We start from the raw sequence: 20,122 nt of genomic DNA on the forward strand, positions 1-20,122 counted from the left end.
ATTTCTTTTTTTAGAATGCAACTTTAATATTAAAACCATACGATCTTCTAAATGGTAATGAACCATATTCAAATCCTTGTCCGTTTCCTGAAGTATACATTGACTCCGGGTCAACGTTTGGAAGATCTTTATTAAAAGTCAATAAATTTCTTGCAAATGCAGAAATGTAAATTGAATTAATTTTTGCTCCACTATAGACACTTTTCGGAATACTATAGCCCAAACTAACTTCTCTTAATTTTACATAAGAAGCATCATAAATAAATGGTGCTGGTGAGTTATTAAATACCGTATTCCAGTAATCCTGAGGATTAACAGGAATTGTGTTTTTTACATAAACCGGATTTGCTGCTGTTCCTGTATTTACGACACCTTCTGCAACATAACCTGCTGTAGGCACCCAAGTTCCCTGACTAAAATTAGGATCACTGGCAACTGCCTCAGCTCTTGCATGATTGTATTCATCTCTACCTTCAGTAGTTACATCTAAAAGTCCTTTTGTCGCCGCAACTGAATTGGTCATAGAATATACATCCATACCAAATTTCATATCTATCAAAAATTGAAGTGTAATACCTTTATAAGTAAATCTGTTAGTTAAACCAGCTGCCCAATCCGGAAGTCCTTTTCCTAATGCTACTTTCTCATCAGTAAACAAAGGCAAGCCATTTGCTGCAACTACTTTTTCTCCAGCTTCATTTCTTAAAAAATCTCTACCCATGATAGTACCGTACTGACCGCCAACTTTAGCTACGATAGAAGCTCCAGCCCAACGAGCATCAGAAATGGTGTAAGTATTAATATCCGGATGTAGAGAAAGTATTGAGTTTTTGTTTTTTGAGAAGTTCAAATCAATTCCCCATTCAAAATCTTTAGTTTTAATTGGCGTTCCCGATAAAAATATTTCGATACCCTCATTCCTTAATTCTCCGGCATTTACAGAAATAAATTCGTAACCAGAAGTTGAAGATGAAGGTAAATCCAGTGTTTGGTCAGAAGTATCTTCACGATATACTGTAATATCAGCTTTTAACCTGTTTTTAAAAAAAGCCATTTCCAATCCAAATTCAATTCCAGTTTTAGATTGGTAAGTTAAATCAGGGTTTGGTGCCGCAGTATTTTTAATATTTACAACACTCTGACCATTGTAAGAAGCAAAAGTGGTGTAATTTAATGCATTTTTATAAGCTCCGGGAGCATTAGAAACTTGTGCCCAAGATGCTCTGAATTTACCATAAGAGAATGCATCACTTTGAATTCCAAATGCGTCTGAGAATACGAAACCTAATGAAGCTGCAGGATAAAAAGCATCTTTATTGATTACACTAAACCAATCATTTCTTCCTGTAAACTCAGTATACAAATAACCTTTGTAATCAAACTTTGCAGAACCATAAACTGAATTTGTTCTTGTTTTTGTTTCTACCGGAGCATTTTCTGTTTGGTTTACAAAATTACTTATGTATTCTGTTCCCGGTTCAATAATTTTAGTTCCGAATCTTGAGTTTTGTTCTCTTCTAAAATCTCTTCGGCTTGCTCCTAAAATTCCAGAAAAAGTAAAGTCATTTGCTAATTTAATGCCATTAAAAGTTGCAATTAAATCAGTATTCATTTCTGAAACGTTGATGTTGTTTAAACCTAAATATCCTTCATCTCTGCCTGGCCATGTACTCCCGGCAGCCATAAAATCTTTAGCGCCAAAAGCATAAGTATCTAAACCTGTTCTAAAAGTTAAGGCAACCCATTTTTTTAATTGATATGTTCCTGTAACATTTCCTATAAAACGATTTTTTACAGATGAATTATGATTTTCCTGTGTAGTAAAATAAGGATTCAATTGGTAAACATTACTGTTCCACTTATAAATTTCCCCAGTTTCCTCATTTTTATAATTTTGTAACCAGGCCTGATCTATGTTAGGAGCCAATCCACTCAATGAGTATCCAACATTATTAGGAGAATCTCCTAAACCTGGCCTATTATTAGTATTCTCTGCAATATAATTTACATTAGCATCTAAAGTAAATTTCTCTGATCTTAAAGTTGCATTTAAACTGGCATCATTTCTTTCCAAACCAGAATTTGGAATAACATCATCATTTTTTAAATTATTGAAACCAAAACGCACGAATGCATTGTCATTTCCTCCAGATACCGCTATTCCATTTGTAGTAGTAAATCCTGTTCCAAAAAAATCCTGAATATTATTTTCAACTTTTGCATATGGTTTCATCGAACCATCAAATATTTTTACTTGTTGTCCAATTGTTTCAGAGAATTTAGGGCCCCAAGCATTTGTAGTATACCCATAAATTTCTGTAGGCGATTTTAAAGGATCTGGCAATACACCATTTGATCCTGTACCATATTCACTTTGAAAATCTGAATATTTAGCATTTACCCGGTCAAAACTAACGCCGCTGGTTAATTCAACCTGAAGTTTTCCTTTGTTTCCTTTTTTAGTTGTAATTAAAATTACTCCATTTAATGCTCTTGAACCGTATAAAGCTGCAGCAGCTGCACCTTTCAATACCGTTAAGCTTTCAATGTTATTCGGATTAATACCAGAAATCCCATCTCCGTTATCTCTTCCATCAAACCACATACTATTTGCTGCATTATCATTCGATAAACCTCCGTTATCAATAGGAACACCGTCTACAATATAAAGCGGTTGATTACTCTCGCCTATACTAGAAATGCCTCTAATAATAACTCTTGTACTTCCGGCAACTCCAGTTGCAGGGATCGAAACATCAACCCCGGCTACCCTACCGGAAAGTGCTGTAGTTACATTGGTTGTAATTACTTTGTTTAATTGATCTCCTTTAACATCCTGAACTGCATACCCCAGTTCTTTCTTCTGTCTTTTAATACCTAATGCCGTAACGACAACTTCATCTAAATTTTGTGCATCCTCAGTTAGCACGACATTTAAAGTAGCTGCTGTTGTAACAGTTACTGCTTTGGTTTTAATTCCTATATACGAAAAAACAAGCACGTCACCTGGCGAGGCCTGAATTGAGTATATACCATCATAATCACTTTGAGTTGCAGTTTTTGTACCTTGAATACTAACAGTTACTCCTGGTAACGGCAATCCGTTCTGATCGCTTACTAAACCTTTGATTATTTTTACCTGTGCCAGCGTGACCTGCGCAGTTAAAAAAATCATAAAGATCAATACAATTTGTTTCATTTTGTCATGGTTTTTTTTGGTTAAGTCGCTAATTTATTGTTAAAATTAACATAAATAAAACATTTTAAACAAACAGCATTAAACCTTAAACAAACGACATAAAACACTCAACATTATGTTTTACGAAAACGATCTCTTAAAAAAATAATCGACGAAATGACAATTTTTATAAAATTTTCTTCAAAAGAATTGTGTTTTAATAACTAATTGTTTAAAGTTGCATTATATTTAAACAATTGTTAAAACGCACTAATCTCTTACCTACTAAGTTGAACGAAATTCAAAAATTAAAATTTGACATAAAACTTCAAAATCACTTCTGGTTTTGGGGTAGTTACTTTACTTTGAACTTTTTACGATGGGGTGCGTACTTTAACGATTATCCGTATTCGTTCAAATCAAATTTAGTTGAGTTCTCCTTACACATTCCTCTAGTATATTTTAATCTCTTTGTTTTGGTGCCACGTTACGTATTAAAACAGAAGTATATTACGTATACCTTTTCGTTACTATTAAGTTTATTTGCTATTTATTTACTCAAAACAGCTCTTACCTATTATATTATATCCGAAAATATCTGGCCAGAAGCAAATCGTGAATATCATCCTTTTGAGATCAATCACATTGTTGCTGTTTGTATTGGTGAATTATATGTTTTGGCAATGGCTTCATCTGTTTATTTGACTTTAACCTGGTTGCGGGAACGTGAAAGAAACAGATCATTAAGGGAAAATCAATTCAAAATCAAATTAAAGTATCTTGAAAATCAGATTCAGCCACATTTCTTTTTCAATACCTTAAATAATTTATATGCTTTATCATTAGAATCCTCCAACAAGGTTCCAGACGTTATCATTAAATTATCAAATTTGATGGAATATGTTTTATATGATGTAAAAGGAACCAAATTTGTTCCTTTAATTAAAGAAATCGATTATATTCAGAATTACATTGAAATTGAAAAGTTACGCTTTGAAAATGTAGAAGTTACGATCAACTTAGAATCTAATATTGAAGATGTTGTAGTTCCTCCGCTAATTTTTATTTCTCTGGTCGAAAATGCCTTTAAACATGGAGGTTTAAACAATCGAAACTTAAAAATTAAGATCAATTGTAAAGTTATCGATAATAAAATGTTAGATTTTGAAATCCTAAATAATTTTGTAATTTCACAAAATCTTAATTCAAAAGGTGGAATCGGATTAACTAATACCAAGAAAAGACTAAAGTTAATTTACAAAAACAATTTCAGCTTAAAACAAACCACAAAATTGAATTACTATATAATTCGTTTGCAAATACCTATTTATAATGAAGATTAAATGCGTGTTGATTGATGATGAACCATTAGCTATCAAAGTCTTACAAAATTATTTTAATAATTTTACTGATTTTGAGGTTATTGCTACATTCAATAATTCTTTAGAAGCACTTGATTTCATAAATAGCACAACTGTTGATGCCGTATTTTTGGATATCAATATGCCAATGATGACCGGATTTGAACTCATTAGTCTGATTGAAAATAAAACAAAAGTAATCATCACAACTGCATTTAGGGAATTTGCTGCTGAAAGTTATGACCTTGATGTTTTAGACTATCTGGTAAAACCTATTCCGCTTCCACGATTTATAAAATGTATTAATAAAATTACAACCGAATACAATTTAAAAAACAACATTAAAGTAGAAACAACAAAAGGTGATTCTCATATTTTCATTAAGGTTGATAAAAAAATGATGAAAATTAATATTGAAGAAATTTTATTTGTTGAAGGAATGAAGGAATATATCAAAGTAGTGACTCCTGACAAAACCTACATTACACATAAATCACTAACGTCATTATCTGAAGAATTACCTGCAGACCGCTTCCTTCGCATCCATAAATCGTATGTAATTGCCTTAAACAAGGTGAAATCTATTGAAGGAAATCGCATTCAGATACAATCTTATACTATTCCTATAGGACGAAATTATAGTAAGGATGTAAAAACTAAAATTCTTGAATAAAATACCATTCCATTTTTCATTTTCTAACTAGGTAAAAATTAACACTTTGTTGAAAAAATCATGTTGTTGGTTTAAATTTAACATTATTTGTACCTTTTTATTTTTTTTTGATATACTTAACAAATATATTTACGGTCTTCAAAAAACAATAAATTAAAAAATTAACCTTATTCAATTATGAGTTCAGAAAATGTGCAAACCAAGTGGGGGCAATTTATCTCATTGATAATCGTCTTCTTCTTTTGGGGTTTTGTTGGATCTGCCAACGACATCTTAATTCCAGTATTCAAAAAAGTATTTACCTTATCTCAGGTACAATCGCAATTAGTAGCCTGGGCATTCTACGTTTCTTACTTTGTAGGATCTATAATCTTCTTTTTAGTTTCTCTAAAAGTAGATGTTTTACAAAAATTTGGATACAAAAAAACACTTTCAGCTGGTTTAGTTCTTTCAGCTGTTGGTTCATTTTTATTCATTCCAGCTGCAACAATGGAAAGTTTCCCTTTCTTCTTAACAGCTTTGTTTACTGTTGGTTTAGGATTTTCAATTCAACAAATTGTGGCCAATCCTTTAGCTATTAAAATGGGAAGTCCTGCAACAGGAGCTCATCGCTTAACGTTGGCAGGAGGAATTAACTCTTTCGGAACAACTATTGGAGCTATTCTATTAGGAATTGCATTGTTCGGAATGGGAGACAACAAGAAAACTTCACTTTCATTAGAAGATATCAAATTACCATTTATCATCTTAGGTCTTGCTTTTATAGCTGTAGCTATTTTTATGAATTTCTCTAAAATTGAAGATCCTGCAAAAGAAGAGGAAGAAGTTGTTAAAGTAGCGCACGAAAAATTCAACATATTAGACTATCCACAACTATATTTAGGAATGTTAGGAATCTTTATTTATGTTGGTACTGAGGTAACTATTATTAGTAATTTACCCGCTCTTCTTCATACTGCAGAATTTGGGAATGTTTTAGAAGATGCCATCGCTCCTTTTATTGCTCTTTATTGGGGAAGTTTAATGATTGGTCGTTGGAATGGTGGAGTAAATGTTTTCAATACTTCAAATTTGGTAAATACAGCCCTTAAGTTTATTGTTCCTGCTATTGCATTTGGAGTAATTATTGGAGCTAATATTTTTGCAGGACATGACGTTTCTGGATTTTATATCTATCCTATCTGGATTCTACTATTTATAGCTGTAAGTTTTGTGGGAGGTAAAAATGCCGGAAAAACTTTAATGCTTTTCGGTATATCAGGCGTATTAATGATGTTGATTGGATTGGTTTGTCCAGATCCTTCAATTGCTAAATTCTTCTTTATCTCAGGAGGTTTATTCCTTTCTATCATGTGGCCTTCTATCTTCGATTTAGCGATTGCAGGTTTAGGAAAAAACACAGGAAAAGCATCTTCATTTTTAATTATGATGATTCTTGGAGGAGGAGTTATTCCTTTGGTTCAGGGAAGTATCTGTGATATTGACCTTACCAGCCCTGAAGGAATTTTCGGAATTACATGGACACATTTCTCTTATATTGTTCCATTAATCGGATTTGCATACTTAGGATTCTACGGTTTTTATTGTCCTAAAATACTAAAAAGACAAGGAATTAATCACGTTGAAGGCGGTGGCGGAGGTCACTAAACTATAAAATAACAATTAAAAAATCCCAAATTCCAATTTTTACCAATTGGAATTTGGGATTTTTTTGTTTCATATTAAAACTAATTATATCTTATTTTGCGGTAATAATGTTGTTCAAGTTTTTCTTAAAAATAGCTTTGTTTTGCTCGGATAATGTATAAACAACTTCTTTATCGGCATGAACAATAATTTTATCAATATTGGCTTCTAAAAGCGCTTTAGGATCTTTAATTTTCAATGTACAAGCACCATCAAAAAAACCATCGTCTTCAATTATTTTTCTGGCTTCAATTACAGTTCCATCACTTAAAACTGCCGAGATAGTCATTTCCTTATTTAATGTTTTAGAATAAAACCCATCCATTACCAGGAGCAAACGATAGGAGTTTTTCATTTCCGGACCTTTAAATTCATGACGTGTTATATTATATCTCAACCCTTTGGCAAGTGTCTGAAATTTTACTGTACAATCTAATTCAAAAGTAGCAACATCACCCGCTTCATTTACTGATTTCAAAACTTTAGCCTGTGCATTTATCTGCAAACCAGACATTAACAACACGAATAATACTATTATTTTTTTCATATGTGGGTTATTTGATGAATAAAAATAATAAAAAAAACGCCATCTTTTACAAGAAAAGATAGCGCTTTGATAATGTTTTAAATTTTATTATTTATTTCCTTTTTCAAAATCAGCCACAAATTGTGCTAATCCAATATCTGTTAAAGGGTGTTTCAATAATCCATAAATTGCAGAAAGAGGACCTGTCATAACATCTGCACCAATTTTAGCACAGTTTACAATGTGCATTGTATGACGTACAGAAGCTGCTAAAATTTGAGTTTCATATCCGTAATTATCATATATCAATCTAATCTCTTCGATTAAATTTAAACCGTCTGTAGAAATATCATCTAAACGACCAATAAAAGGAGAAACATAAGTTGCTCCGGCTTTTGCTGCTAATAAAGCTTGTCCAGCTGAAAATACAAGTGTTACGTTTGTTTTAATTCCTTTATCTGAGAAATATTTCGCAGCCATTACACCTTCTTTAGTCATAGGTAATTTCACTACGATTTGATCATGCAATTCAGCTAATTCTTCACCTTCTTTAATCATTCCATCATAATCCAACGCATTTACTTCAGCACTTACATCTCCTTCTACAAGATTACAGATGTCAACATAATGCTTCAAAATGTTATTTTTTCCGGTAATACCTTCTTTTGCCATCAATGATGGATTTGTTGTTACACCATCTAAAACACCTAATGCCTGTGCTTCCTTAATTTGCGCTAAATTAGCTGTATCAATAAAAAACTTCATATCTATTTATATTTAATTGTGTGTTTAAAAATTCGGTGCAAAATTACAAAATCAATAGCAATAACAATTTCAAAATCAATTTTAAATTAAACTTAAAAAATGAAAACAGTATTTGCGCCTACAATTTATAATGATTCATTAACATTTTTTCATAAACTTTATCTGGAAGAGCGCGTTTTAGTACAATAGAAAATTTCTGCATAAAAACACCAACTTTGTAGTGTACTTTAGGCCTTTTTTGTTGCATAATTTTATAAATCGCCTCTGCCATTTCATTCGGATTACTTCCTGCATCAACATGTTCATTCATCGTTGCAAGAGTATCTCCATACACTTTTTCATAAGCAGACCCTTGTATAACCGGTGCATGATAACGTCCAGAAGCAATATTGGTGGCAAAATCACCTGGTGCCACATTTGTAATTTCAATTCCAAATGACTTTACTTCCATTCGTAAAGCCTCAGTAATCAATTCTAAAGCTCCCTTTGATGCCGAATAAACACTTCTGTAAGGCAATCCCATATAAGCTGCAATTGACGTTATATTGATAATCAAGCCCGATTTTTGTTCACGCATTTTTGGTAAAACCGCTTTCATTACTTCGATTGGACCGAAAAAATTGGTTTCGAAATTATTTTTGATCTCTTCCATCGGAATTTCTTCTAATGGACCTGTAATGCCAACTCCGGCATTATTTATCACAACATCTAATCGCCCTGAAGTTGCAATAATCCTGGCTACAGCAGATTGAATAGATTCGACGTTTCGAACATCTAAAGCAACTAACGGGAAAATTGAATTCAAAACTTTTTCGGGATTTCTACTCGTTCCGTAAACAACGAAACCTTTTTTATGCAAAAATTCTCCAATAGATTTTCCAATCCCTGAAGATCCTCCGGTAATTAAAACGACTTTACTCATTTTTTAGTTAGATGTTAAATGTTATAGGTTAAACGTGATTGTCTGTGATTAGAGCTCGATGTAGGAGATAAACTTCTAACTTCTCACATATAACTTCTAACTTCCGACAGGTCCAAAAATAAAAAAATCCTCCCGAAGGAAGACTACTTTTGTATTAAATCTAAAAAAATAAAAAAATGGCAAGCGACCTACATCGCACCGCTCAACCACGTACCCTTGCTATGTTCCCATCCTGGGGGAGTCTGCAGGAGCTGGTCGTGTAGGACTTGCCGGTGCAAATATACAATCTTTTTATATTTTTGCAAGAGCTTTGTTGCTATAAAAATATCGTCGTATATTGGCTTATTCAAATTTTTAACTATGAAAAAATATAACTTCCTAACTGTCATTTTATTAGGAATCACATTAATTGGATGTGGAGATAAAAATAAAGGTGAAAATTCTTTTTTTACTATTGATGATTCTGCTTTTCCTGCTCATTTTTTACCACAAGAAGCCATTTCAATCTCAGTTTTAAATCCAAATGCAAAGGAAATCGATAGTATTGCCTACTTTATTAACGATATAAAAGTCGGAAGTACAAAAGGAGCTGAAAAATTCAAATTTGAATTAAAAGATCAAAAACTAGGTTATCAATACTTAAAAGCCACTGTTTATTTTGGCTCTGATTCTTCGGATGCTACTAAACGCGTAGAACTTGTTTCTGATATTGAACCAAAATTATTAAAATATAAAGTTGTCAATTCGTATCCGCACGATAAAAAATCTTTTACTGAAGGGTTAGAGTTTTATAATGACACTTTGTATGAAAGCACAGGACAAGAAGGCGCTTCTTATTTGAGAAAATACGATTATAAGACAGGTAAAATTTACAAACAAATAGATTTGGATAAAAAATACTTTGGAGAAGGAATTACCTTCATCAATGGTAAATTATTTCAATTAACCTGGCAAAATAAAACGGGATTTATTTACGATGCAAAAACCCTTAAACTAGAAAAAACATTTACTTACGACAAAGATATAGAAGGCTGGGGAATGACAAATGACGGAAAATATATTTACCAAACTGATAAAACAGAAAAAATCTGGAAAATGGATCCTGCAACTCAAAAAATGATTGATTATGTAAATGTATACTCCGGAGCTTCTAAAATTAAAGCCATTAATGAATTAGAATGGATAAATGGAAAAATTTACACCAATGTCTGGTTTAAAGACGCTATTGCGGTTGTAAATCCAACTTCAGGAGCTGTTGAAGGAATCCTTGACATGTCAGGTTTGCGTAAATTTATGACAGACATAACCAAAGATGATGTTTTAAACGGAATTGCCTACAACCCGAAAACTAAAACTATTTTCGTAACAGGTAAAAACTGGAGCAAAATATTTGAAATAACGGTTTCTGAATAAGAACAAAATTATTTAAACACGAATTTCACAAATTTTCACGAGTAGATTAGTGATAATTTGTGAAATTCATGTTTTATAGCACTACATAAACAACTAAATCAATAGTAATGATTACTCTAATTAAAAATATAAAAGAACTGCTTCAGGTTCGGGAAACATCAGTTTCTAAGGTTTCAGGAGCTGAAATGGCAATTCTTCCCACCATAAAAAATGCTTTTCTTATTCTAAAAGATAATCTGATTGAAGATTTTGGATCGATGGAAAATCTTCCCGAAATCAAAGCAGATAAAATTATTGATGCAAATGACCGAATTATTCTTCCAACATGGTGCGACAGTCATACGCATATTGTATACGCAGGAAATCGCGAACAGGAATTTGTAGACAGAATCAACGGATTTAGCTATGAAGAAATCGCTAATCGTGGAGGTGGGATTTTAAATTCGGCTAAAAAACTCAACGAAACTTCTGAAGAAGAAATTTACGAGCAATCAAAACTTCGATTAGAGGAAGTCATGCATTTAGGAACCGGAGCTGTCGAAATAAAATCAGGCTACGGGCTTACCGTTGAAGGTGAATTGAAAATGCTTCGTGTTATTAAAAAATTGGCAGAGAATTATCCAATTTCGATTAAAGCAACTTTTTTAGGTGCACATGCTTTTCCTGTGCATTATAAAGAAAACAAACAAGGTTATATTGATGAAATTATAACCAAGATGCTTCCTGAAATAGCACAAAACAAATTGGCCGATTATATTGATGTTTTTTGTGAAACAGGTTATTTTTCTGTAGAAGAAACAGAGAAAATAATGGAAGCCGGTATTCAATTTGGCTTAAAGCCAAAAATTCATGTTAATCAATTCAACTCTATTGGAGGAATTCAGTCTGGAATCAAATTTAAGGCCCTTTCTGTTGATCATCTCGAAATTATGAACCCGGAAGATATCGAAGCTTTAAAAAACACTGAAACGATGCCTGTGGCATTGCCTTCGTGTTCTTACTTTTTAAGTATTCCATATACACCTGCACGCGAAATGATAAAAGCAGGTTTACCTCTTGCTTTGGCAACAGATTTTAATCCCGGCTCTACTCCATCCGGAAATATGAATTTTGTGGTCGCAACGGCTTGCATCAAAATGAAAATGACTCCTGAAGAAGCTATTAACGCAGCAACAATAAACGGCGCTTATGCAATGGGACTTTCAGAAACCCATGGAAGTATTACAAAGGGAAAAAAAGCAAATTTAATACTAACAAAGCCAATTTCGTCTTATTATCAGATTCCATATGCTTTTGGTAGTAATCTAATTGAAAGTGTTTTTCTGGAAGGAGAAATTCTGAACTAATTTTTAAAAATTCTTTTTAATAAAAAAAGGTCTGTAAAAAACTTCACAGACCTTTAATATTTTAGTGGTATTTATCCCGATGGACGCTATTATCTCAAAGAGAAACTAGTTTTAGAAACTAACTCATCATTATCAAAAACATTGATAAAATAAGTCCCTTTTTCGAAATCTTTACCAATTAAATCTTCAGAAACATTTACAGATTTATTTTCATATTGAACAGTAGTTTTAAAACTATAAGTCAATGTGTTATCACCAAAAGTTTCTGTTTTTTTATCTCCTAAAACATTGTTTTTACTGTCAATAACCTGTACATAATAGGTTTTATCTCCAGATTTTGCGATTTGATTCTCAGCAATTGTAAAACTAACTTTTAAAACATCAGCACGACTTGCTTTATCTGTTTCAACTTGTTTACCAGAACCTTTTACTTTGTAAGCAATTGTTTTAGTATTTAAAACTGATAATTTAGAACCTTTTTCAACCGTTTTAGCCAATTCTTCATTTTGACCAACTAATACTTCATTGTATTTTTTCGACTCTCCTAAAACCACAATTGTACTGTCTCTTTGAACTGTAAGAACACCATTTTGTTTTTTCAATTCATCGTTTTCAGCAACTAAAGTTTTCATTTTACCTTGCATTGCCTGAACCTGAGATCTGTATTTAGATACATCTCCTTTAGATTTATTCAAATCGTCCATCAAAGCGACCACTTTGTCTCTTTCCTGGATTAGTTCATCAGACATTGATGTGTTTTCAGCGATAGCAGCATCATAAGTTGACTTCAATTCTTGTAAATCTTTCATAACAGATTCTTTTTCTGTCATGGTTGTTGTAAGCTCTGTTTTAACTACTTCTGTATCAGAAGACAATTTAAAAATATACACTAAGCTACCGATCAATAGGACTGCTAAAACTGCGATTACCGCTTTTAGACTTGAGTTGTTGTTCTTTGGGTTTTCCATATTTAATAATTTTCTTTAAAAACAAATTTAAGAATTAATATATCCTAATAACGTAAGTTAATACAATTATATTATTTTTGAGCAATATTTTTTTTTATGGAGAAACTAATTCCTTTTACTGTTAATGATTTAGCAAAAGTTACAAACCACCGAAGTGGTGAAATAAAGTTTGGAGAAAAGATGATTGTCATCCCGAAAGGTGTTGACAAAATTACTTTTCTAAAAGAAAGTGAGGCTAAATATGTGCTTTTGGGAATTCCTGAAGATATTGGCGTGCGTGCAAATTACGGAAGACCCGGAGCTGCATCGGCATGGCAATGTGCTATAAAAAGCATCGCTAATATTCAGCATAATCGTTTTTCAAAAGGAAGTCAGATTATTGTTTTAGGGCAAATAAATGTTGCTGAAGAAATGCGCGATGTTGAAAATCTGGATTTTAACGACATCGACGACCGTTCAAAATTAAGTCAGTTAGTTGAAAAAATTGACAAGGAAGTTTCACATATTATTTTTACTATTGTCAAAGCAGGAAAGACTCCAATTATTATTGGTGGAGGACATAACAATGCCTATGGAAATATAAAAGGTTCAGCTTTAGCCAAAGGAAAACCTATAAACGCCATTAATTTTGATGCCCATTCTGATTTCAGAATTTTAGAAGGACGTCACAGCGGAAACGGTTTCTCTTATGCTTATGAAGAAGGTTTTCTGAAAAAATACTTCATTTTTGGTTTGCATGAAAATTATACATCAAAAAGTGTTCTGGATATCATTAAAAAATTAGAAGATCGTGTACGTTATAATACGTATGACAGTGTAAATATTCGAAAAGAAAAAGAATTCAACAAGGAAATGATTATGGCCTTAGAATTTATCAAAAATGATTCTTATGGTATCGAAATTGATTTGGACGCCATTCCAAATATCGCCAGTAGTGCCATGACGATTAGTGGATTCTCAGTAGAAGAATTAAGACAGTTTGTTTCTTTCTTTGGACAACATAAAAATGCCACTTATTTACACATTTGCGAAGGAGCACCAGATTTAGCTGATTCTCCAAACAACAATTTAATAGGAAAACTAATTGGCTATTTGATAACCGATTTCATTAAGGCAAACAACGAAAAAATTTAATCTTAACTGAAATTTAAATAACCAAAAATTAGTGTATTTCCCAAATAAACCCCAATTCAAATAAACGATTGGCTGAATAAACCTATCTTTGCACAGAATTTTAGTACTTTAAACTAAAATCTTAATACCTAAGATATGTTATTCGAAGATTTATCACTTTCAAAAAGTATACAAAAAGCCGTATTTGAAGAAGGCTACCTAAACCCCACTCCCATTCAGGAACAATCTATCCCGATCGTTTTATCAGGAAGAGATTTAATTGGGTGCGCGCAAACGGGTACAGGAAAAACAGCGGCATTTGCTATTCCAATCATACATCAGTTACACCGAATTGTTGGTTCAACAAAAAAAGCCAAAGTAATTCGTGCCCTTATAGTTACACCAACACGTGAATTAGCGGTTCAGATTGGACAAAGTTTTGATACTTATGCTAAATACACCAACTTAACGCAATTAACCATTTTTGGTGGCGTTTCTCAAAATCCCCAGGTTGACACTTTAAAAAATGGTGTTGACATTTTGGTAGCAACTCCGGGGAGATTACTGGATTTACAAAAACAAGGATTTCTTGATTTAGATCATTTACACACCTTGGTTTTAGATGAAGCCGATCAAATGCTGGATATGGGATTTATAAACGATGTGAAAAAGATCGTAAAATTAACTCCTAAAAACCGCCAGACTTTATTATTCTCTGCGACGATGCCAATTGCGATTCGTGAACTGGCTGAAATGTTCTTGCAAGATCCTGCAAAAGTAGAAGTTTCTCCAGTTTCATCAACTGCTGAAACTGTAGAACAACGTGTTTATTTTGTTGAAAAAACAGAGAAAAGAAATTTATTATATCATTTAATAAAAAATGAAAACTTATCAAATGTACTTGTTTTTTCAAGAACCAAACATGGCGCAGATAATGTTGTAAAAGCACTTCGTAAAAAAGATATTCCTGCTGAGGCTATTCACGGTGATAAATCACAAAATGCAAGACAACGTGTTTTGGATGCATTTAAAAATAAAGAAGTTGGTGTTCTTGTCGCTACAGATATTGCTGCAAGAGGAATCGACATCGATCAATTGCCATTTGTAATCAACTTTGATTTGCCTAATATTCCTGAAACCTATGTTCACCGAATTGGAAGAACCGGACGTGCAGGAAATGGTGGAATTGCTATTTCATTTTGTGGTAAAGATGAAGAACCCTATTGGAAAGACATTCAAAAACTAATAAAAGTAGATGTAAAGACAATTAACGACCATCCTTATCCGTGGCATTCCGGAAGCCCGGAAGCAACAGCAGAAAAGCCGAAAAATTCTAACCGAAGCGGCGGGGCTCATAAATCAAGAAAATCAAACGCTTCTAAGCAAAACAAAAAACGTTGGTATTAACCAACGTTTTTTGTTTCTTTTATTAAGTAACTGATAATTTTAAATAGTTTAACTGGTTCAAACGGTTTCACTATAATATCATTTATTCCAGCTGAAATTGCTTCATCTGTTATTTCGTCTTTATCAAAAGCAGTTAAGGCTACAATTGGAGTTTTTACATCTTGCAAACGAATTCTTTTAGTTGTTTCAAATCCATTCATCAAAGGCATATTAATATCCATTAAAATTAGGTCAAAATTTTCATTTTCTAAAATTTCTAAAGCTTTAAAACCATCATCAACTACTTTACATACATAATTATTTTTTTCAATAATCTTTTTTGTAACCAACTGATTGATCAGATTATCTTCAACAATTAAAATTTTATATACTTCATTAGATGTTAAATCAACCTCTATTTCATTAATAATATTCTTGGTTTTTTGAGGATTATGTTCAAACGGAATTACAAATGAAAATGAAGTTCCTGCACCAATATCACTTTCCAAATTGATCGTACTTCCAAAAAGTCCTAAAAGTCTTTTCACTATACTTAATCCCAATCCGGTTCCCTGATAATCTTCGTCTTTTCTTCCAACCTGAACAAATTTTTCAAAAATTTTGCCTTGATCTACAACAGCAATTCCAACACCATTATCTATAATATGAAACTCTAAAAAATAAATTCTTTCTTCAACTTTACTAAGCTTAACAATGATTTCTACTTCACCATCTTTAGTAAATTTTAGTGCATTACTAACTAAATTCATAAGTATCTGAGCCAATCTCAGTTTATCACCAATCAAATACTCAGGAATACACGGATCAATATCAACCTTAATTTTATTATTGTTTTTCTGTGACAGAAAAGAAAGTGAATTTTTAATCATTGTAATTTCATCTGAAATATTAAATGTCAGATTTTCAAGAACAACTTTATTTTCCTCAATTTTATTAATCTGCAAAATATCATTTACCAAAGACAATAAATAACGTGCAGAAAATTTCAATGAACTCAAATGCTGACTTTGAGATAATTCTTTATGTTCTTCTAATAACATATTCGTAATACCAACAACACCGTACAGAGGTGTACGCAATTCATGACTTATAGTCGATATAAACTGAGTTTTGAGTAGTGAGGCTTCTTCTGCGATTTCTTTTGCTTTTAAAAGCTCTAAATTGTTTTGTTTTTTAAATCTAATATTTTTAATCAGGGTAATAATCAAAAAAATCAGAATAAGTGAAATCAAAACAAACAGAATTACAATAATCCGGGATTTTTTAAGACTTTGATATTGTGAAATTTTTTCATTTTCAATTTTATCAATTTGTCTTTTGTATTCGTCCAATTCAAGATTAAAACCTGCTATCGAAGCTTTTTTAAGTTTTTCTTCGTTATATAATTCTTCTGTAATTTTATTGTATGAAGTTAGGCTTTCGTAAGCTTCTTTATATTTCTCCATTTTAGTTAAAAACTTGGAATATTCTAAATGGGCATAGGACAAATCTGATTTCTCATCGCTATTTTTTCCTGCTTCTATTGCATTTATAAAATAAACATTTGCTATGTCATTTTCATTTCTGAAACTGGCATACATTCCATTCAACATGTTTACAACAATTTCTGTTGATTCATCACCATATTTCTCAATGTTGTTGCCTACAAACTTTAAATAAGGGTAACCCTCTTTAAATTTTCCTATATCAAAATAAGCCCAGGCAATATTTACATTTGTAAAATAAACCTGACTGATGTTGTTTATTTTTAAGCTATAAGCAATTGATTTTTTATAATAACTAATTCCTTTATCAAACTGTTTTTTTTCAAAACAATATATATTCCCTAAATTATTATGAAGACTATATTTTATCGAATCGTTATCGGTTTTATTGGCGTAATTTAAACTTTTATTATAGAAAAAAATAGCCTTATCAAACTCTGATAATTCATTATAATTGCCTGCAATAATCTTATAGGATTTTGCGATTAAATAATTATTTTTTGAGGAGGTTGCATAATTTAAGGCTACACGCGAAGTAATTAATGATTTTTCGAAATTGGTCTCCTTAAAATCTTCCCAGGCCTGCTTAACAAGTTTATTAATTTTCGCATCTGAAATTATTTCCGATTGCGCATTCGCTGAATTGAAAAAACAATTCAGAAATAACATAAGAAGAAAAAAAATCCGCATACGGGGCATAGGTCGGCTAATTTTCTCAAATATACGCTTAAAAATAAAAAAAAGCTGTATTTACTTTAAAAATACAGCTTTTTCTTTTATTTTTTTATCTCTTTAATCTTATCTTAATTGACAATATATATAAATATTTTCTTATTTATTTTTCAAAATTAGCTTCTATTTCCTTATTATTTTCCCATTGCCCAACTACAGAAGTTGCAAGAGCATTTCCTAAAACATTTGTAGCACTTCTAAACATATCACAAAAGTGATCAATAGGTAAAATTAATGCGATTCCTTCAACCGGAATATCAAACATACCACATGTTGCCGCAACCACCACTAAACTAGCTCTTGGAACACCTGCAATTCCTTTACTGGTTAACATCAAAACCAAAAGCATTACCATCTGAGTACCTATATCCAGGTGAACGCCATAAAATTGCGCGATAAATATACTGGCAAAAGTCATGTACATCATACTCCCGTCCAGATTAAAAGAATATCCAAGCGGTAACATAAAAGATACGATTTTATCTTTTACACCAAACTCTTCCAATTCCTCAGTTAATTTTGGAAAAACAGCTTCACTACTAGTTGTTCCAAAAGCAATTGCCAATGGTCCAATAATACGTCTTAATAACTCTGTCATTCTTCCTTTCAGGAAAATATAACCAACTGCGATTAAAATAACCCATAATGTACTGATTCCTATTAGGAACGATCCAAAGAATTTAAAATAGGTAATTACTAACTCCTCAGCATCTCTTACAGCAAACACACCCGCAATGGCCCCAAAAACTCCAATTGGAGCAAAGTTCATTACATAGTTTACCATTTTCAAAACAATATGCGACGCTTTATCTAATGCATTAATTACTGGCTTCACAGTACTTCCTAATGAAGCTGCTGCCAATCCAAAAAAGATTGAGAATATTACAATCTGTAAAATCTCATTAGTTGCCATTGCTTCAAAAATACTTTTAGGAACAATATGCTCAACAAAATTCTCAATAGAAAGTATTTTAGTTTTACCCGTTACTTCTGAGGCTGCTGCCATGTCGACATGATCTAATTTTAAACCTACTCCCGGTTCTAAAATATTGACATAAAACAAACCAATTAATAAGGATATAAAAGAAGCTGTAAAAAACCATCCAAGCGCCTTTCCTCCAATTCTTCCAACCGTTTTTATATCTCCAAGTTTGGCAATTCCAACTACTAAAGTGGTAAATACTAAAGGCGAAATAATCATTTGTACCAATCGTATAAATACGGTGGCTAACATTTTTATTTTATTGCTAAACGATTGCGCTGCTTCTGGCGAAATATAATTGTGCAATATAATTCCTAAAGTAGCTCCAAGAACCATTGCAATTATAATTTGCCCGGTTAGTCCTGAAAGAAATGATTTTTTTTTGGTTTCTGTAATTTGCTGCATTAATTTGTTTGTTTTAAATTAAAATATTAAGACCCTCACTGCCTTAACTTTTATTAATATGTTTTGTTGATCAAATAAAAATCAGCCAAAACAATCGCCGCCATTGCCTCAACAATTGGCACTGCACGAGGTACTACACACGGATCATGACGGCCTTTACCTGTCATTGGTGTAATATTTCCTTTATTATCTAATGAATCCTGAGTCTGCATGATAGTTGCAACAGGTTTGAAGGCTACTCTAAAGTAGATATCCATACCGTTACTAATTCCGCCCTGAATTCCGCCGGAAAGATTTGTTTTTGTAGTTCCGTCAGGATTGTATAAGTCATTGTGCTCACTTCCTTTCATTTCAGATCCTGAAAATCCACTTCCGTATTCAAAACCTTTTACCGCATTGATAGAAAGCATTGCTTTGCCAAGTTCTGCATGCAATTTATCAAAAACTGGTTCGCCCAGACCAACCGGAACGTTCTGAATTACACATGAAACAATACCCCCAACAGTATCCCCTTGTTTACGGATATCACGAATATATTCTTCCATAATTGCAGCCGATTTTTCATCCGGGCAACGAACAGGATTACTTTCAATTTTTGAAAAATCCAAATCCTGATAAGGAGTATCCAAATGAATTGGCCCAACAGATGAAACGTAAGCATTAATTTTAATCTCAGGTAACATTTGTTTTGCAATAGCACCCGCCACTACTCTACTGGCAGTTTCTCTTGCAGAACTTCTTCCGCCTCCGCGATAGTCACGAAAACCATACTTTTGATCGTATACGTAATCTGCATGACTTGGTCTGTAGTTATCTTTTATATGCGAGTAATCATCTGATTTTTGATTGGTATTCGGGATAATAAAACCAATCGGAGTTCCGGTTGTTTTTCCTTCAAAAATTCCAGATAAAAACTGAACTGCATCTGGTTCTTTTCTTTGTGTTACAATTGCTGATTGTCCTGGTTTTCTTCGAGACATTTCAACTTCAATTGCTTCTAAATCAAGTTGTATTCCTGATGGACATCCATCTATAATTCCGCCTAAAGCTTCACCATGAGATTCTCCAAATGTTGTAACTTTATATAGGGTGCCGTAGCTATTTCCTGCCATTGTAATTTGTTTTGAGCAAATGTAAGTTTTATGAATTAAATTAAAAAAT

Annotated in this window: 15 protein-coding genes and 1 other RNA gene; 7 read left to right on the forward strand and 9 right to left on the reverse strand. The window is 32.4% G+C overall.

Annotated features, from left to right (window positions below; genetic code table 11):
- Nucleotides 1-10 precede the first annotated feature (10 nt).
- Entirely contained in the window at nt 11-3,199 is a 3,189-nt protein-coding gene (locus tag AC6CH4_RS09740; protein WP_498102433.1) for a SusC/RagA family TonB-linked outer membrane protein, read from the reverse strand.
- Nucleotides 3,200-3,468: 269 nt separating this feature from the next.
- On the opposite strand from AC6CH4_RS09740, the gene AC6CH4_RS09745 reads away from it, so the two are divergent.
- The 3 genes from AC6CH4_RS09745 (at nt 3,469) to AC6CH4_RS09755 (ending at nt 6,859) form a co-directional block, all read left to right on the forward strand.
- The gene (locus AC6CH4_RS09745; protein ID WP_498102435.1) at nt 3,469-4,521 is read left to right on the forward strand and encodes a sensor histidine kinase; all 1,053 of its coding nucleotides are present in this window, start codon (nt 3,469-3,471) and stop codon (nt 4,519-4,521) included.
- The gene (locus AC6CH4_RS09750) at nt 4,511-5,212 is read left to right on the forward strand and encodes a LytR/AlgR family response regulator transcription factor (RefSeq protein ID WP_492966551.1); all 702 of its coding nucleotides are present in this window, start codon (nt 4,511-4,513) and stop codon (nt 5,210-5,212) included. Before AC6CH4_RS09745 ends, AC6CH4_RS09750 begins: the two co-directional genes overlap by 11 nt.
- Before the next feature lie 177 nt (nt 5,213-5,389).
- Nucleotides 5,390-6,859 carry an MFS transporter gene (locus AC6CH4_RS09755; protein ID WP_498102437.1) on the forward strand — a complete coding sequence of 490 codons (1,470 nt, stop codon included), beginning with the start codon at nt 5,390-5,392 and terminating at the stop codon, nt 6,857-6,859.
- 91 nt (nt 6,860-6,950) lie between these two features.
- On the opposite strand, the gene AC6CH4_RS09760 is transcribed toward AC6CH4_RS09755, so the two are convergent.
- The 4 genes from AC6CH4_RS09760 to ffs form a co-directional block, all read right to left on the reverse strand.
- The gene (locus tag AC6CH4_RS09760) at nt 6,951-7,445 is read right to left on the reverse strand and encodes a hypothetical protein (RefSeq protein ID WP_498102439.1); all 495 of its coding nucleotides are present in this window, start codon (nt 7,443-7,445) and stop codon (nt 6,951-6,953) included.
- 87 nt (nt 7,446-7,532) lie between these two features.
- Nucleotides 7,533-8,189, reverse strand: a complete 657-nt coding sequence (fsa, locus tag AC6CH4_RS09765; protein WP_192187922.1) for a fructose-6-phosphate aldolase — start codon at nt 8,187-8,189, stop codon at nt 7,533-7,535.
- A 118-nt stretch (nt 8,190-8,307) separates the two neighbouring features.
- Nucleotides 8,308-9,111 (reverse strand): SDR family oxidoreductase, encoded by an 804-nt coding sequence (locus tag AC6CH4_RS09770; RefSeq protein ID WP_498102441.1) that lies wholly within the window; start codon nt 9,109-9,111, stop codon nt 8,308-8,310.
- A 174-nt stretch (nt 9,112-9,285) separates the two neighbouring features.
- Nucleotides 9,286-9,383, reverse strand: an RNA gene (gene ffs, locus AC6CH4_RS09775) — signal recognition particle sRNA small type.
- 88 nt (nt 9,384-9,471) lie between these two features.
- Here ffs and AC6CH4_RS09780 point away from each other — a divergent pair.
- Nucleotides 9,472-10,524, forward strand: coding sequence for a glutaminyl-peptide cyclotransferase (locus tag AC6CH4_RS09780; RefSeq protein WP_498102443.1), 1,053 nt, complete (start codon nt 9,472-9,474; stop codon nt 10,522-10,524).
- 107 nt (nt 10,525-10,631) lie between these two features.
- Nucleotides 10,632-11,870, forward strand: a complete 1,239-nt coding sequence (gene hutI / locus AC6CH4_RS09785; RefSeq protein ID WP_498102445.1) for an imidazolonepropionase — start codon at nt 10,632-10,634, stop codon at nt 11,868-11,870.
- A gap of 89 nt (nt 11,871-11,959) precedes the next feature.
- Here the strand turns inward: hutI and AC6CH4_RS09790 are convergent, their stop codons facing one another.
- Nucleotides 11,960-12,838, reverse strand: a complete 879-nt coding sequence (locus tag AC6CH4_RS09790) for a DUF8428 domain-containing protein (protein ID WP_498102447.1) — start codon at nt 12,836-12,838, stop codon at nt 11,960-11,962.
- Between the two features lie 96 nt (nt 12,839-12,934).
- Between AC6CH4_RS09790 and AC6CH4_RS09795 the strand changes: the two genes are divergently transcribed.
- Both AC6CH4_RS09795 and AC6CH4_RS09800 read left to right on the forward strand, forming a co-directional pair.
- Nucleotides 12,935-13,972 (forward strand): formimidoylglutamase, encoded by a 1,038-nt coding sequence (locus AC6CH4_RS09795; RefSeq protein WP_498102449.1) that lies wholly within the window; start codon nt 12,935-12,937, stop codon nt 13,970-13,972.
- A 135-nt stretch (nt 13,973-14,107) separates the two neighbouring features.
- Nucleotides 14,108-15,358, forward strand: a complete 1,251-nt coding sequence (locus AC6CH4_RS09800) for a DEAD/DEAH box helicase (protein WP_498102451.1) — start codon at nt 14,108-14,110, stop codon at nt 15,356-15,358.
- Here AC6CH4_RS09800 and AC6CH4_RS09805 read toward each other — a convergent pair.
- From AC6CH4_RS09805 to aroC, 3 genes are all read right to left on the reverse strand, one after another.
- Nucleotides 15,355-17,511: a response regulator gene (locus AC6CH4_RS09805; RefSeq protein WP_498102453.1), complete on the reverse strand. Its 2,157-nt coding sequence runs from the start codon at nt 17,509-17,511 to the stop codon at nt 15,355-15,357. The two genes, AC6CH4_RS09800 and AC6CH4_RS09805, sit on opposite strands and share 4 nt — an antisense overlap.
- A 166-nt stretch (nt 17,512-17,677) precedes the next feature.
- Nucleotides 17,678-18,961: a dicarboxylate/amino acid:cation symporter gene (locus AC6CH4_RS09810; protein ID WP_498102455.1), complete on the reverse strand. Its 1,284-nt coding sequence runs from the start codon at nt 18,959-18,961 to the stop codon at nt 17,678-17,680.
- A 53-nt stretch (nt 18,962-19,014) separates the two neighbouring features.
- Entirely contained in the window at nt 19,015-20,073 is a 1,059-nt protein-coding gene (aroC, locus tag AC6CH4_RS09815; RefSeq protein WP_498102457.1) for a chorismate synthase, read from the reverse strand.
- Nucleotides 20,074-20,122: the final 49 nt, after the last annotated feature.

This window comes from Flavobacterium sp. GQ95, from assembly GCF_059758655.1.